The 14,762-nt window shown below is 61.8% G+C and carries 13 protein-coding genes; 10 read left to right on the top strand and 3 right to left on the bottom strand.

Going from position 1 to position 14,762, the window contains the following annotated elements:
• Positions 1-1,026: hypothetical protein (locus tag GM668_RS30650; protein WP_170305879.1), on the top strand; the 1,026-nt coding region annotated here is incomplete at its 5' end.
• Between the two features lie 18 nt (positions 1,027-1,044).
• On the opposite strand, the gene GM668_RS27640 is transcribed toward GM668_RS30650, so the two are convergent.
• Together GM668_RS27640 and GM668_RS27635 are read right to left on the bottom strand one after the other, a co-directional pair.
• Entirely contained in the window at positions 1,045-2,217 is a 1,173-nt protein-coding gene (locus GM668_RS27640) for a trans-sulfuration enzyme family protein (protein ID WP_155442199.1), read from the bottom strand.
• Positions 2,218-3,591, bottom strand: coding sequence for a pyridoxal-phosphate dependent enzyme (locus GM668_RS27635; protein WP_155442198.1), 1,374 nt, complete (start codon positions 3,589-3,591; stop codon positions 2,218-2,220). It lies immediately after the preceding gene.
• Positions 3,592-3,787: 196 nt separating this feature from the next.
• Between GM668_RS27635 and GM668_RS27630 the strand changes: the two genes are divergently transcribed.
• The 5 genes from GM668_RS27630 to GM668_RS27610 all read left to right on the top strand — a co-directional run bounded on the left by GM668_RS27630 (position 3,788) and on the right by GM668_RS27610 (position 8,987).
• Positions 3,788-4,357 (top strand): thymidine kinase, encoded by a 570-nt coding sequence (locus tag GM668_RS27630; protein ID WP_155442197.1) that lies wholly within the window; start codon positions 3,788-3,790, stop codon positions 4,355-4,357.
• Between the two features lie 22 nt (positions 4,358-4,379).
• Positions 4,380-4,922, top strand: a complete 543-nt coding sequence (locus GM668_RS27625) for a hypothetical protein (RefSeq protein ID WP_155442196.1) — start codon at positions 4,380-4,382, stop codon at positions 4,920-4,922.
• A 189-nt stretch (positions 4,923-5,111) separates the two neighbouring features.
• On the top strand, positions 5,112-7,376 hold the full coding sequence (locus tag GM668_RS27620) for a carboxy terminal-processing peptidase (RefSeq protein WP_155442195.1): 2,265 nt from the start codon (positions 5,112-5,114) through the stop codon (positions 7,374-7,376).
• Positions 7,377-7,572: 196 nt separating this feature from the next.
• The gene (locus GM668_RS27615; RefSeq protein ID WP_155442194.1) at positions 7,573-8,040 is read left to right on the top strand and encodes a VOC family protein; all 468 of its coding nucleotides are present in this window, start codon (positions 7,573-7,575) and stop codon (positions 8,038-8,040) included.
• Positions 8,037-8,987 (top strand): amidohydrolase family protein, encoded by a 951-nt coding sequence (locus tag GM668_RS27610; protein WP_155442193.1) that lies wholly within the window; start codon positions 8,037-8,039, stop codon positions 8,985-8,987. Before GM668_RS27615 ends, GM668_RS27610 begins: the two co-directional genes overlap by 4 nt.
• On the opposite strand, the gene GM668_RS27605 is transcribed toward GM668_RS27610, so the two are convergent.
• Complete coding sequence (locus GM668_RS27605; protein ID WP_170305878.1) at positions 8,984-9,976, bottom strand: GlxA family transcriptional regulator; 993 nt, start codon at positions 9,974-9,976, stop codon at positions 8,984-8,986. The two genes, GM668_RS27610 and GM668_RS27605, sit on opposite strands and share 4 nt — an antisense overlap.
• 100 nt (positions 9,977-10,076) lie before the next feature.
• Here GM668_RS27605 and GM668_RS27600 point away from each other — a divergent pair, with 100 nt between their 5' ends.
• The 4 genes from GM668_RS27600 to GM668_RS27585 are packed head-to-tail and all read left to right on the top strand — an operon-like array spanning position 10,077 to position 14,740.
• On the top strand, positions 10,077-10,883 hold the full coding sequence (locus GM668_RS27600; protein ID WP_155442191.1) for an MBL fold metallo-hydrolase: 807 nt from the start codon (positions 10,077-10,079) through the stop codon (positions 10,881-10,883).
• A 50-nt stretch (positions 10,884-10,933) separates the two neighbouring features.
• Entirely contained in the window at positions 10,934-11,830 is an 897-nt protein-coding gene (locus tag GM668_RS27595) for an alpha/beta hydrolase (RefSeq protein ID WP_155442190.1), read from the top strand.
• 52 nt (positions 11,831-11,882) lie between these two features.
• Positions 11,883-12,425 carry a hypothetical protein gene (locus tag GM668_RS27590; RefSeq protein ID WP_155442189.1) on the top strand — a complete coding sequence of 181 codons (543 nt, stop codon included), beginning with the start codon at positions 11,883-11,885 and terminating at the stop codon, positions 12,423-12,425.
• A gap of 32 nt (positions 12,426-12,457) precedes the next feature.
• Positions 12,458-14,740, top strand: coding sequence for a gluconolaconase (locus GM668_RS27585; RefSeq protein ID WP_371868791.1), 2,283 nt, complete (start codon positions 12,458-12,460; stop codon positions 14,738-14,740).
• Positions 14,741-14,762: the final 22 nt, after the last annotated feature.

The following is a 14,762-nucleotide window of genomic DNA, read 5'->3' as shown; positions in this document are numbered from 1 at the left end:
GCCGGCGTCGCGCCCCCGGCCCTCGGCGCCTACAGCGCTGTTGCGGCGGCGCCTGGCGGCGCCATGCCGCCGCCGGCCTTGCCCTTTACCAGCCCGGCCAATGGCGATTTGATTGTCCCGGGCATGGGATTCAGCCGGCCGCCCACCCGCATGTCGCTGGCCCGCACGGCATTTCCCGGCCTGATCGGCCCGGCCGGACGCTTCAACCGGGGCATCTGGCGCATCGTCCTGTTTCTTGTCGCGTGGATGGTGGCGACGTGCGTGCTGTCATGGGACATCACTGCAGGCAATGTCGTGCTGACGCACCTGGACACGTTGCGTACGCAGCAAGACGAGGTGGCCCGCAAGATCTCTGCAGCGGAATCCGCAGATGAACTGGCGCGCAGAAATAAAGCTGCGCCCGGGACGGATGTGCCGGCTGTGCTGTTTTGCGAACCGGTCAGCGAGCGCTTGCCGCGCCGGTACCGCTCGGTGGAAGAACTCAAACTGTGCACGGACAAAGAGCGGCTGGAAAATGAACGGCTGGTCACGCAGCGCAATTTACACGTGTGGATACGGCCTTGGGATAAGCTGTACCGCATCGCCACCTTTGAATCCATTGCCGATGCGCCGCTGCCGCCGGCCAAGGCGGCTGAATATGGCGGCGATGAAGAGCCGGCGAGGGTGCTGACGCACGTGATCGGCTGCGCCGTGCTCCCGCTGTGTTATGGCATCCTCGGGGCGGGCGCCGCCGCCGTGCGCAGCCTGTGGGCCAAGCTGCGTGAAAGCATGCTGATGCCGCGCGACTATACGCTGGCGCTGGGCCAGCTGGCGCTGGGCGCCACCATCGGCGCCTGCATTGGCTTGTTTGTGAATCCGTCCGGCGCATCACCGGGGGCAGATGCCGCGCTGGCGTCCAGCTGGACGCTGAGCGGATCGGCGCTGTCATTCATTGCAGGGTTTGGCGTGGAGGGCGTGTTTTTAGCGCTGGAAGCGTTTGTGCGGCGCGTGTTCGGGGTGCCTGCCGATGCGAAGGGGCGCGGGTGACTGGCACCCGCGCCGGTATTAAATCGCGTCCAGCGCCGCCTGCAAATCCGCCCGTAAATCGTCGACGTCTTCAATCCCCACCGACAGCCGGATCAAGCCGTCGCCTATGCCCAGCACGGCCCGCTGTTCCGGCGGGATCGTCGCATGCGTCATCAGGGCCGGGTGTTCAATCAGGCTTTCCACGCCACCAAGGCTTTCCGCCAGCGCAAAGACTTCGCACCGCTCCAGGAAGCGGCGAGCGCCGGCCAGGTCCGTATCCAGCGTGATGGAAATGATGCCGCCAAAGCCATCCATCTGGCGTTTGGCCAGCGCATGCTGGGGATGGGTTTCCAGGCCCGGGTAATAGACCTTCGCGACTTTTGGCTGCCGTGTGAGCCATTGCGCCAGGTCCAGTGCACTGGCGTTGTGGCGCGCACTGCGCACGGCAAGGGTTTTGACACCGCGCAGCGCGAGGAAACTGTCGAAGGGGCCCAGGATGGCGCCCACGGCGTTTTGCAAGAAACCCAGTTGTTCGCGCCATGGCTGCTGGTGCGCTTCATTGCCGACCACGGCGACGCCGGCAATCACGTCCGAATGGCCATTTAAATACTTGGTGGCGGAATGCACGACGATGTCAAAGCCATGTTCCAGCGGCCGCTGCACCAGCGGGCTGGCGAACGTGTTGTCGGCCACGGCAATGATGCCCCGGTCACGGCAAATCTTGCCAATCGCGGCCAAGTCCGCCAGTTTCAGCATGGGATTGGTTGGCGTTTCCACCCACACCATGCGTGTTTCCGGCCGCAGCGCCGCCAGCAAGTTTTCCGGATTGGTCAAATCCACGTAGGAAAACGTGTGGCCCGCGCTGCGCTTGCGCACCCGTTCAAACAGGCGGTAGCTGCCGCCATACATATCGTCACCGGCAATGATGTGCGAATTCGCATCGGCCAGTTCCAGTACGGTGGAAATGGCAGCCAGCCCTGAAGCAAAGGCAAACCCTTGCGAACCGCCTTCCAGGTCGGCAATACAGCGTTCAAACGCCCAGCGGGTCGGATTATGCGAACGCCCGTAATCCAGTCCTTTATGGACGCCCGGGCTTTCCTGCACAAAGGTGGACGTCGCATAAATTGGCGGCATGATGGCGCCGGTGGACGGGTCCGGGGCTTGCCCGCCGTGGATGACGCGGGTGGCCAGCGCAGCTTTTTTCTTTGTCATTTACAGGGATTTCCTTAAGTGGTTGAGCAAATCAAAGCGGGTGATCAAGCCATAGAACGTGGCGCCGTCGGCCACCACGGCAGTCAGTCCCCGGTCCAGCGTGCTGCGCAACGCCTGGATGCTGGAAGAGGGCGCCAGCGTTTCCAGCCGCGACGTCATGGTGGCGCCCACCAGGCTGGAAAACTGTTCCGCGTGGTTATCGACTTTCATCAGCAAGTCGGATTCATCAATGATCCCCACCAGCTTGCCGTTTTCCAGCACGGGCAATTGCGCCAGGTCGCTGGTGCGCATGCGGTTGAACGCTACCAGCAACGTATCCGTGGGCGACACGCTGACCACGTTGCCTTCGTCAAAGCGGCGTCCGATCAAGTCGCGCAAGTCGCCGGTTTTGGGCCGCTGCACCAGCCCCTGGTCGACCAGCCAGTTGTGGTTATACATCTTCGACAGGTAGCGCGTGCCGGTATCGACCACGAAGGTCACCACGCGCTTGGCTTCCGTCTGTTCGCGGCAGTATTTCAGGGCCGCGGCCAACAGGGTGCCGGTTGACGAGCCGCCCAGGATGCCTTCGGCCTGCAGCAGCGAGCGCGCGCTGTCGAAGCTTTCCTGGTCGGTGATCGTATAGGCTTGGTGTACGGACTTCATGTCCGCAATGGAGGGAATAAAGTCTTCGCCGATGCCTTCGACGGCCCACGAACCGCTGGTGTCGCTGACTTTGCCCGTGTCGATGTATTCGGCCAGGATCGAGCCCTTGGGATCGGCCAGTACGAATTCCAGTTCCGGCTGCACCTTGCGGAAGAAGCGCGTCAAGCCCGTCAATGTGCCGGACGAGCCGACGCCGACGACGATGGCGTCCACGTCATGCTGCATCTGTTCCCAGATTTCCGGGGCCGTCGTGGATTCGTGCGCGTAGGGATTGGCGGGATTGTTGAACTGGTCGGCGTAAAACGCGCCGGGAATTTCTTTCGCCAGCCGTGCCGCGTAATCCTGGTAATACTCGGGATGGCCCTTGCCGACGTCGGAACGGGTCATGTGCACTTCCGCGCCCAGCGCTTTCAAATGCAATACTTTTTCCGTCGACATCTTGTCCGGCACGACCAGTACGACGCGGTAGCCCTTGATGCGGCCCACCAGCGCCAGGCCCAGCCCGGTGTTGCCGGCCGTCGCTTCGATAATCGTGCCGCCCGGCTTCAGCAGCCCGTCGCGTTCGGCCGCCTCGATCATGGCGCGGCCGATGCGGTCCTTGATGGACCCGCCGGGATTTTGCGATTCCAGCTTCAAAAACAGCCGGCACGGCCCGGTATCGAGCCGTGTGATTTCGACCAGCGGCGTATCGCCGATCAGGCTGAACAGGGCAGCCTCTTTGGGAGTGTTCATGGCGTTCTCCTTGATGGTGGGACGCGCACCGCCGCTTGTGCCGGCAGCCCGTCCCGTGAAAAACGCGGATTTTCAGCCGCACGGTTCACTTCGGGAACGAATCTTAATCAACTTGTATATGCATTTTATGCACAGAACAGGAAAAGTATGCGCCCTTTTCAACACCCGCGCCGTATAATCCGCACCATGATGAAGCATGATTGGTATTAAAGTGGCTAAGCTCTATTTCCGCTATTCGGCAATGAATGCCGGTAAATCCACTGCAATGTTGCAGGTCGCCCATAACTACGAAGAACAAGGCCAGGCCGTGCGGTTGTTCACGGCCGCCATCGACGACCGCTATGGCGTGGGCCACGTGACGTCGCGCCTGGGGCCGCAGCGCGCCACGGAAGTGTTTGACGCAAATACGGATTTTTTACACGTGGTCGATCAAAAGGTTGCGTGCGTGCTGGTTGATGAGGCGCAGTTCCTGTCCACGGCGCAAGTGCAGCAATTACATAAGCTGGCGCAAGTGCGGGGTATTCCCGTGATCACGTATGGCTTGCGGACGGACTTCCGCGGTGAACCCTTCCCAGGTTCAGCCTATCTGCTGGGCCTCGCGGACGATATCGAGGAAATCAAAAACATTTGCACGTGCGGCAAAAAAGCCACAATGAATATCCGCGTGGACGAGCAGGGCAAGCGCATCCGCGAAGGCGAGCAAATCAGCATTGGCGGCAATGAGCGCTACCGCCAGGCTTGCGGACGCTGTTTTTATTCCGAGTAACTTCTGACCAACACCGGCCGCCATGATCGATTGCAGCGCCATCGCCCCCGCCTGGATCTGCCAGTACCGGGGCGCGGCGTTTGACATGCTGCTGTACCTGGCGCCTTCCGTCATGCTGGCGCTGGTGATCCGGCGCCTGGCCGCATGGCATCCTTTTTTCCTGCTGTTCCGCCTGGCCGGAACCATTTGCCATGAACTGGCGCATTTCTTCGTTGGATTAGTCACGTATGCGCGGCCCGCCGCGTTTTCCGTGGTACCGCGCCGTATGGCGGGCGGCTGGCAGTTGGGGTCCGTCAGCCTGACGCGGGTGCGCTGGTACAACGCCGCGCCAGCGGCGCTGGCGCCATTTCTCGTGGCGGGCGTGCCATTGCTGGTGGCGCTGTGGCGCACGCGGCCCGGCTGGCAATTCGAAGGCATAGATTTATTGCTGGCCTTTGCCGTGGCGCCGCAATTCCTTGCCTGCTGGCCATCGGCGGCGGACTGGAAGATTTCCCTGCGTTCCTGGCCTTATTTGGTGATTGCTGCATTGGCATGGGGCGCCCTGCATTATTTGCACTTTTCCTGATGCCCGTCAGCACTTGCAGGCTGCCAGCCTGCCAACTTTAATCCTGCCTTAAGGTTTCCGCCCGTATCTGTAGGGGAAATAGGCTGCGCTACCGCTATACGCGCTGTAGAATAAGCCGAAGCGCCGGCGCCATATAGGTGCGCCGGTTCCATGAAAAGTTTTTCGCCTTAAAGTAACGGGGGTAAGCCGATGAAGAAGCAGATGCTGTTGAGCGCAATTGCGCTGGCGATTTCAGTGCAGGTGGGCGCCGCAACGCCGGACAAGGCCGACATCAAGCCGATTGGCGCGCAAAGCCAGGCTGCCGTGGCCGCCTCCCACGTGCTGTCACGCTTCCATTACAAGGCAACGCCGCTCGATGACGCGATGTCGGAAAAGATTTTCGACCGCTATTTCAAGCTGCTCGACAGCGACCGCCTGTTCTTCGTGCAGGCGGACATCGACCAGTTTGCGCCGGCCCGCACCAAGCTCGATGACGCGATCATGCAGGAAAACCTGACGATCCCGTTCGCGATCTACAACCTGTACCAGCAGCGTTTCAACGAACGCATGGCGTATGCGCGCGAATTGTTGAAGGGCAAATTCGACTTCACGTCGGATGAGACGTACCAGATCGACCGTGAAAAAGCGGACTGGCCGAAAAATGACGCGGAAGCCAAAGACTTGTGGCGCAAGCGTGTGAAAAATGACTGGCTGCGCCTGAAGCTGGCCGGCAAGGATGACAAGGCGATCCGCGCCACGCTGGACAAGCGCTATGAAAACTATGTGAGCCGTTCGCGCAAGCTGTCGACGGAAGACGTGTTCCAGACTTTCATGAACGCGTACGCCATGTCGATCGAGCCGCACACGAATTACCTGGCGCCGCGCGCAGCGGAAAACTTTGATATCGCCATGCGCCTGTCGCTGGAGGGGATAGGCGCGCAGCTGCAGCAGCGCGACGATTACACGGTCGTGCGTGAAATCGTGCCGGGCAGCCCGGCAGCGTTATCCGGCAAGCTGAAAGTGGGCGACCGCATTGTTGCGGTGGCGCAGGGTGAAAATGGCGCATTCCAGGATGTCGTCGGCTGGCGTATTGACGACGTGGTGTCGCAAATCCGTGGCGCCAAAGGTTCCACCGTGCGCCTGCACGTGCTGCCGGCCGATGCCGGCCCGGATGGCAAACTGGCGCAAATCTCGCTGGTGCGCAACAAGATCAGCATGGAAGAACAGTCGGCCAAGAAATCCATTTATGAAGTGCGCGATGGCACGGCCAAGCGCCGCATCGGCGTGATTGCGCTGCCAACGTTCTACCAGGACTTCGAAGCGCGCGCCCGTGGCGACCGCGATTTCAAGTCGGCCACGCGCGACGTGGCGCGCCTGTTGACGGAATTGAAACGTGAAAAAGTCGACAACGTGCTGATCGACTTGCGCAATAACGGTGGCGGTTCGCTGAATGAAGCCGTGGAATTGACCGGCCTGTTCATTGACAAGGGCCCGGTGGTGCAGCAGCGTAATGCCGCCGGCCGCGTGGAAGTGGAGAGCGATACGCACGCCGGGCTGGCGTGGGATGGTCCGGTGGGCGTGCTGATCAACCGTTCGTCGGCGTCGGCGTCGGAAATCTTTGCCGCCGCGCTGCAGGATTATGGCCGTGGCCTGGTGATCGGCGAGCCATCGTTCGGCAAGGGGACCGTGCAGACGCTGTGGAACCTGGATGGCCACAACCCAACCGACAAGCCGAAGTATGGCAAGCTGAAAATGACGGTGGCGCAATTCTTCCGCATCAATGGCGGCACCACGCAGCTGCGCGGCGTGCAGCCGGACATCAGCCTGCCGTCGATGTCGGATCCGGATAATTTCGGCGAATCCAGCTATGACAATGCGCTGCCTTGGACGTCGATCAAGCCGGCCGTGTATATCCCTGCGGGTGAATTGAAGGAAATCGTGCCGCTGCTGGATAAAAAGCATGAGCAGCGCGTGTCGCGCGACAAGGACTTCCAATACCTGGAAGAAGATATCGCGATCGTGAAAAAACTGCGCAAGGATAATGTCATTTCGCTCAATGAAGCCGTACGCCGCAAGGAGCGCGACCAGCAAGAGGCGCGCGCCAAGCTGCGGGAACAGCGCCTGACGGCGGCGGCGATGTCGCCGGACGATCCGGTGCTGGTGCCGGATCCTAAAGACGTGCAACTGAAGACGGTGGCTGCGGCTGCTTCCGCGTCGGCTGCTGCGTCGGCAAAAAATGGCAAGCCTGAAAAGAAAGTTGCCGGCGTCAAAGGTGCGCTGCGTACGGATGACGGCTTGCAGGCGGATGAACGCGGCCTGGCTGCCGACCTCGACGCGGAAAAAGCCGCCAAGGCTGCCAAGGACGTGCTGCTGATGGAAGCCGTGCACATCCTGGCCGATGAAGTTGGCTTGCTGAAAACCGACACGCGCCTGGCATCGCGCGTGCTGCCTTATGTCGCGGACTTGGGTAAATAACCCCTTGTCGTTGCGATAAGTATACGCGCCATGTATTTCCAGCATCACCAATATAAATTGGAAATTTATGGCGCGGTGCAGCATCCTACTCATGTCTCCTCTATTCTCCCTCCAAGGAAAATAGATTCAGCCCGCTCCTGTAGCGGGCTTTTTTTTGCGCCGGCATCGGTGAAATCGCATCTCTCAGGGAGAACCCATGGCTGTTAAACGTATGGATAACGTCGGCATCGTCGTGGAAAACCTCGATGCCGCCATTGAATTTTTCACCGAACTCGGCCTTGACCTGGAAGGGCGCGCGCCGGTGGAGGGCGCCTGGGCCGATGGCGTGACCGGCTTGCCGGGCATGCGCGTGGAGATTGCCATGATGCGCACGCCGGATGGCCACAGCAGGCTGGAGTTGTCCCGTTTCGTGGCGCCCGCCGTGGTTGCCGACCACCGTACTGCGCCCGTGAACGCGCTGGGCTACTTGCGGGTCATGTTTGCCGTGGATGACATCGGCGATACGGTTGCGCGGCTGTGCCAGCGCGGCGCCGTGCTGGTGGGCGAAATCACTGAGTATGAAAACATATACCGGCTGTGCTACATCCGGGGGCCGGAAGGCATCCTCATCGGACTGGCTCAACAGCTTGACCAGCCACCTGTCCGCAAGCATCCCCTCAATTGAAGAAAATTGTCCGCTTCCTGTTGCTGGCCCTGCCGCTGGCTGCGTGCCACACGTTACCGGCTACGCCACGCATGGTGCCGCAAGTTGACTATCACCAGCACCTGGTTAGCCCAGCCTTTGCAGCCATCGCCAACGTCCGTGCGCGCGATGGCGCCGCGCTGGCCCGCGAGCTCGATGCTGCGGGTATTGAGCGCGCCGTCGTGCTGTCAGTCGGCTACAGCTTTGCCGACGAGCGCAAAGGTTTGACCGATCCCGACCGGCTGACGCGTGAAGAAAACAATTGGACGTCCGCGCAAGTGGCCGGCAACGCGCCGCGCCTGGTTGGTTTTTGCAGCGCCAATCCATTGCGCGCCGGCGCCTTGCGGGAATTGGAGCGGTGCCTGGGATTGCCCGGCATGGCCGGTATCAAGCTCCATCTCGGCAACAGTGGCATCAGCCTGCGCAATCCAGTGCACCTCGCCGTGGTGCAGGAAGTGTTCAGGCTGGCACAGCGCAATAGCGCGCCAGTCCTCGTGCATATGCGGGCGCGTGGCGGCAGCCATTACGGCGCTGAAGATGCACACGTATTTTTAGCGAAGGTGGTCCCGCTGGCGCCGGACATTGACATTATCGTTGCGCACCTGGGTGGCGCCGGTCCCGGCTATCCCGCGCAAAACGATGAAATCATGGCGGTCTTCGCCGCCGCGGCGCAACGCAGCGATCCATCCATGCGCAACCTGTACTTCGATGTGGCAACCAATGTCGCGGAAGACAGTACGCCGGCCGACGGGCAGCTTGTTGCACAGCGTATCCGGCAAGTCGGCGTTGGCCGCGTGCTGTATGGATCGGACCTCAGCCCGCCGGGCGGAAGTATCCGGCAAGGGTGGGAACTATTCCGCAGCAAGGTCCCCCTGACGGAAGCGGAGTTGCGGCACATAGCCGGCAACCGGCTGCGGTTCGTACGCTAGCCGCGCATCGCCGCCGCTCCCCGCTGCCGGTACTTTGCCGGTGATTCGCCCACCACCCGGACAAACAGCCGTGTAAAGCTGGCGACGTCCGTATAGCCGACGTCTTCAATAATCTGCACAGTCGAGCGCCGGGTGGTCCGCAACAGCAGCTTGGCCTTGTCCACGCGGGCTTCCTGCAACAGCGTCAACGGCGACTTGCCCGTTTCCTCCTTCACCCGGCGCATCAACGTGCGGCCGCTGACGTGAAATGCCTGCGCCACGGTTTCCAGGTCATACTTGTCAGCCAGCCGCGACGTCAGCCACTGCATGACATGCTGTGAAAAATTGGGCAGGGCGGGCTCGCGCAATGTGTTGTCAACATAAGGGGCCTGGCTGGCGCGTTCGGCCGGCAACAAGGCGACGGCAGCTGTCGCCATCGCGACTTCCGCGCCCAGGTGGCGTTTCACCAGGTGGATCACCATGTCGAAGACGGAACTCACGGCAGCCGACGTGATCACGGCGCCATCCTCGGCCAGGATGGCGTCGGAATGCACCTTGGCCAGGGGATAGCGGGCCGCCAGATCGCCGGCGAACAGCCACGCTGTCGTCGCCTTGCGCCCATCGAGCAAACCTGCCTCGCCCAGCAGGAAGGCCCCCACGCAGATGGCGGCAACCGGCGTGCCGCGCGCAAAACTGTTGCGGATGAATTCCACTTCCCTGGCCAGCGGCGCCATCTTTTCCGCCCAGTCCACGTGGCGCCGTGTTTCGAGTCCCGGCACGATCAATAAGTCATAGGCGCCGGCGGGGCGCTTCAATTGCACCGGGATGCCGCCCGCCACGGCCACGCTGCGGCCTGACAGCGCAATCAACTCCACTTGCACGCGCATCCGTTTCTTGGCGCCGAGATTGCCATCGAGGTCTGCGGCAATGCGCAGCACGTCGGCGACGCCGAACAGCTGGGTGGGCATGCAGCCATGATAGGCCAGCACGGCAATGCGCAAAGTCTTCATGCTGGCGATTATAGCTATAAATTGGTCGATATCGACATGCCCGAAACAGCGCCGGGCCGGTAGCATGCCGGGTAACGATCAATGACCGGAAAGGCATGCAATGAGCAAAATCATCGAAATCCCGATCCTGCCGTTTGGCATGGTTCACTGCCACGCGCTGATTGGCGAGAAAGGCGTCGTGCTGGTTGATACGGGCTTGCCCGGATCGTCCATGAAAATTGCGCGGGCGCTGCACAAGCATGGCCGCAGGCTCAGCGACGTCCGGTTAATCGTCATCACGCATGCGCATGTGGACCATGCCGGTTCGGCAGCCGAACTGCGTGCGTTGACGGGGGCGCCCATCATGGCCCATGGCGCCGACCTGGATTATTACGAACGCAGGAAGCCGATGACTTTTTGCGAGACGGGCTGGTTCGGCCGCTTCTTTTATCGCCTGGGCCTGATCAACGAGCCGTATGCCCCGTTCACGCCCGATATCTTGCTGACGGACAGCGTACCGGTAGACCTGGCGCCATATGGCGTCGATGGCGTGGCGCGGCATACGCCTGGCCACACGGCGGGCAGTGTGTCCATTCAACTGGCCAGCGGCGACGCCATGGTGGGCGATTTGCTGGCTTCCGGCGTCCTGCTGGGCGGTGTGATGCGCACCGGCCGCGCGATACGCCCGCCGTTTGAAGATGATCCGGCAGCGGTCAGTGAAGAATTGATCCGCTTGATCAATGCGGGGATGCGCACTTTCCACATGGGGCATGGCGGTCCGCTGCCGGTGGATGAAGTGCGGCTGCATGCCATCCGGCTGCAAAGCATGCGGGCGGGCCGCAAGTTTGGCAAGCAGCTGAATGACTGCGGCTGCACGCGCGGGCAGGGGTTGAACATTCAGCAATCGTCCGGCACACTGCCGCCATGAATAAATTGACAATGAAATTAACGGCCCGCCTTGCTGCATTGGCGGTTTTGATGATGGGACAGGCTGTGGCCTATGCGGATACCTGGCAGCCATTGGCGGGCAGTGTGCAGTTGCCGATCTGGCCCGCCGTGGTACCGGATGCCATCGCTCATCCCAAGCCCGAGTCGGTTGAGCTGCGGGAAGGCCATGGTGGATGGGTGGCTGCCACGGACGTCAGCGTGCCCACCATGACAGTCTATGCCCCCCAAGGCGCAAACACCGGCGCGGCGGTGGTGGTCTTTCCCGGCGGCGGTTTCAAAGTATTGGCCATGGATTTGGAAGGCACGGAAATTTGCGGCTGGCTGGCGTCGCGCGGCATCACGTGCGTGCTGCTGAAATACCGCGTCCCCAAGGGCAACCATTACTGGGATGAACAATGCCAGTGCCACGTGACGCCCAAAGTGCCCCGTGCACTGCAAGACGCGCAACGCGCCATCCGGCTGGTCCGCGCCCGCGCCCAGGAGTTGCATGCCGATCCCGGCAAGATCGGCGTGATCGGCTTTTCCGCAGGCGGCTATCTGGTGGCGCAAACCAGCAATATCGTCAAACCGGCATACCGGCCTGTTGATGCGGTGGACAAGGTCAGCAGCCGCCCCGACTTTGCCATTGCACTGTACCCGGGCCACCTGTGCCGTGCCGGCGGCAAGTTTGATTCCAGCATCCGCGTCACGGACCACACGCCGCCCACCTTTTTGCTGCAGGCGTGGGATGATCCCGTCGACCCCATTTGCAACAGCACGCTTTATGCGCAAGCGCTGCAGCGCGCTGGTGTCCCGGCGGAAGTGCATTTCTTTGCCAAGGGCGGCCATGCGTTTGGCTTGCGGGACAACGGACATGCGGTTGCGTCATGGCCGGCGCTGGTTGAAAACTGGCTGAAGGAGATCGGCGTATTGGGTGTTGCCCCATAATGCTTTGGCCAGCTAAACTGCCTGGCATTTCCATACGACCGATGCGCTTGCTATGCGCGCCAACCCTGACACCGAGAAAACCCCCTGGCAGCCTATCCCGTTGGGAGCTGCTGCCGGGCTGTCGCTGCTGGCTGCGTGGATTTTGTGGCAGCATTTTTTCACTGCTGATGCATGGGTGTTCTTGCTCGATCATGCCAATCTGGCGTTGCATGAAGCAGGGCACCCGGTCATCGGCATCGTTTCCAGCCGCCTGGCCGTCTATGGCGGCACTATTTTTCAACTGCTGTTTCCCATGCTGTGCGCCCACCACTTTTGGCGTGGACGCCAGGCTGCCGGCTGGGCTGCTTCGCTGCTGTGGCTGGCCGACAGCATGCTCAACATCGGCCGCTACATGAAAGATGCCCGCGCGCAGGTGCTGCCGCTGGTGGGCAGCGGCGATCACGACTGGACGGAAATTTTCAGCCGCTGGGGCGTGCTGGCGCATGACGTACGGATCGGGAATGGCTGCAAATTCCTGGGACTGATGCTGGCTGCCTATGCCGTCTGGTGGATATGGCGGCGCCGCAGGCAAGCCGGCACGCCAGTCATGCATTAAAATAGCATTTCTGCAATTATTTTCTGGCTGCCGTGGGGACTTCGAAACCGATTTTGCTGGCGCTCGGCGCCGCTGCCGCCATCGGCGGGACTGCGTACTGGCTCAATGCGCGTAACGACAAGGCGCCTGCGCCGCACCGTGCGCAGGCGCCTGCCGATACGGGACCGCAGGCCACGCCCGTGTTCTGGAGTGGCAAAGTCTCGCTGCTGGCGGGCAAAGACGGCCAGTTTGCCGATCCTTATGGCGTGGCCACCGATGCCAAGGGCAATGTGTATGTCGCCGATGGCGGCGATGGCAACCGCATCTTGCGCATTACGCCGGATGGTATGGTGACGGTGGTGGCGGGCGGCGTTGAAGGCTTTGCAGACGGCGCCGGTACGCAGGCCCGCTTCAATACGCCTTCCGGGCTTGCGATCGACCAGCAGGGAAACCTGTACGTGGCCGATACCGGCAACCACGCGATCCGCAAAATCACGCCGGACGGCGCCGTCACGACCTTGGCCGGCAGCGGTGTAGCGGGAACAGCCGACGGCATTGGCAAAGCCGCGCAATTCAATGGTCCGGTCGGGCTGGCTGTGGACGGCGACGGCGCCGTCTATGTGGCCGATACCTACAACGATATGATCCGCAAAATCGCGCCTGACGGCAGCGTCACGACGTTGGCCGGCAGCGGTACGCCCGGCGATGCGGACGGCCCGGCTTTGCAGGCAGCGTTCGACACGCCCTGTGCGCTGGTCATCGATACGGATGGCGCATTGCTGGTGGCCGATACGCGCAACGACGCGATCCGCCGCATTGGCAAAGATGGCGCCGTCAGCACGGTGGCGCGGCCGCCGGATGATGAGCGCCGCCCGTTGCTGCGCCGCCCGCTGGCGCTGGCCCGCACCCATGACGGCCACGTTTATATTGCCGTGCATGGCGGCCGTATCCTGCAACTGACGCCGTCCAACGGCATTGAAGCACTGGGCGACGTGGACCAGGTGGTGCAGCCGGGCTATGGCAGCGACGGCAAAGTGCAGCTGTACCAGCCGCGCGGCCTGGCGCTGGCGGCCAATGGCAACATTATCGTGGCGGATGCGGCTACCCAGCGCGTGCACCGTATCAGCCGCGTCGATGGCGCGCAGCCATCATCGGCGCCCGGCACGCCGCGCCCCGTCAATGCGGCGTTGATGGCTGCCGTGCCGCTGCCGGGGGCCAATGCGGCGCCTGCAAGCCGCGCCAGGTCCGGTACGCATGCCGTGACAGGCGGTCCAAACCCGGCCGCGGCGGATGGTGCGCAGGCAGCGCCGCAGAAAGCCATGCCATGGCCGCTGTCGCCGCAAACCAGTCCGCACGAAGTGGTGGGCCTGATGGGCGAAGTGCGCGGCAACTTTGAAGGTGATCCGCGCGACCATTTCCATTCCGGCCTCGATATCCGTGCCGACGTCGGCCAGCCCGTGCTGGCGATTGCACCCGTCAAAGTCAGCGACCCTTTGCCCAACTGGGGTTATGGCACGCTCAGCGAAGGCATCAGCCTGGGCAATATCTCGTACATCCACATGCGCGTAGGACGTAACGCAAAAAATACGCCACTCGATGAACGCTTCCAGCTGCTGCGCAACAGCCGCGGCAAGCCGGAACGCATCCGCGTGCGGCGCGGCGCCCGGTTTGAAACGGGCGACACGCTGGGCATCGTCAACGGCATGGCGCACGTGCACCTCGATTATTTCCGGCAGGGTGGAGTACTTAATCCACTGAACTTGCCATTCCCGGGCTTGCGCGACACCATCGCGCCGCGCATTGCCGGCATCACGCTGTTCGATATGGAAGGTAATCCGCTCGGCGCGCCGCGCGAGCGCGCCAGAGGAAAGGGAAAAAAACCATCCGGGTCATCGGAAACAGCTAAACCATTGGTGGTCAGACGGGATCTCGGCGAGTTGGCCATCGTGGCCGACGCGTGGGACCAGATGAATGGCAACGACGTTCGGCGCCGCCTTGGCGTGTACCGTATCGGCTATCAGTTGCTGACTGCGGATGGGACCCCGGTGCAAGGTTATGAACAGCCATTCATGACGCAGCGGTATGACCAGCTTCCCCGTAACAGGGATGCCGTTAAATATATATATGCACCTAACAGTGGCATTACAGTTTATGGCAGCAAGGCTACGCGCTTTGCTTATACAGTCACCAATCGGCTGGAGGCGGGACAGGTGACACCCGGTGCATGGCGCATTGCCAGCCTGCCGCCGGGGCATTATATTTTGCGCGTCCATGCTTACGATTACGCTGGCAATGCGGCAATTGAAGGGCGTGACTTAGCATTGCAGATCGAGTGATGGCGAGAGTCTTTTGCGTCGC

It is taken from the genome of Pseudoduganella ginsengisoli, assembly GCF_009720865.1.
Taxonomy (GTDB): Bacteria; Pseudomonadota; Gammaproteobacteria; order Burkholderiales; family Burkholderiaceae_D; genus Rugamonas; species Rugamonas ginsengisoli.
The sequence above is the reverse complement of the archived record's forward strand: the minus strand, read 5'-3'. Positions and strand labels throughout refer to the sequence as shown.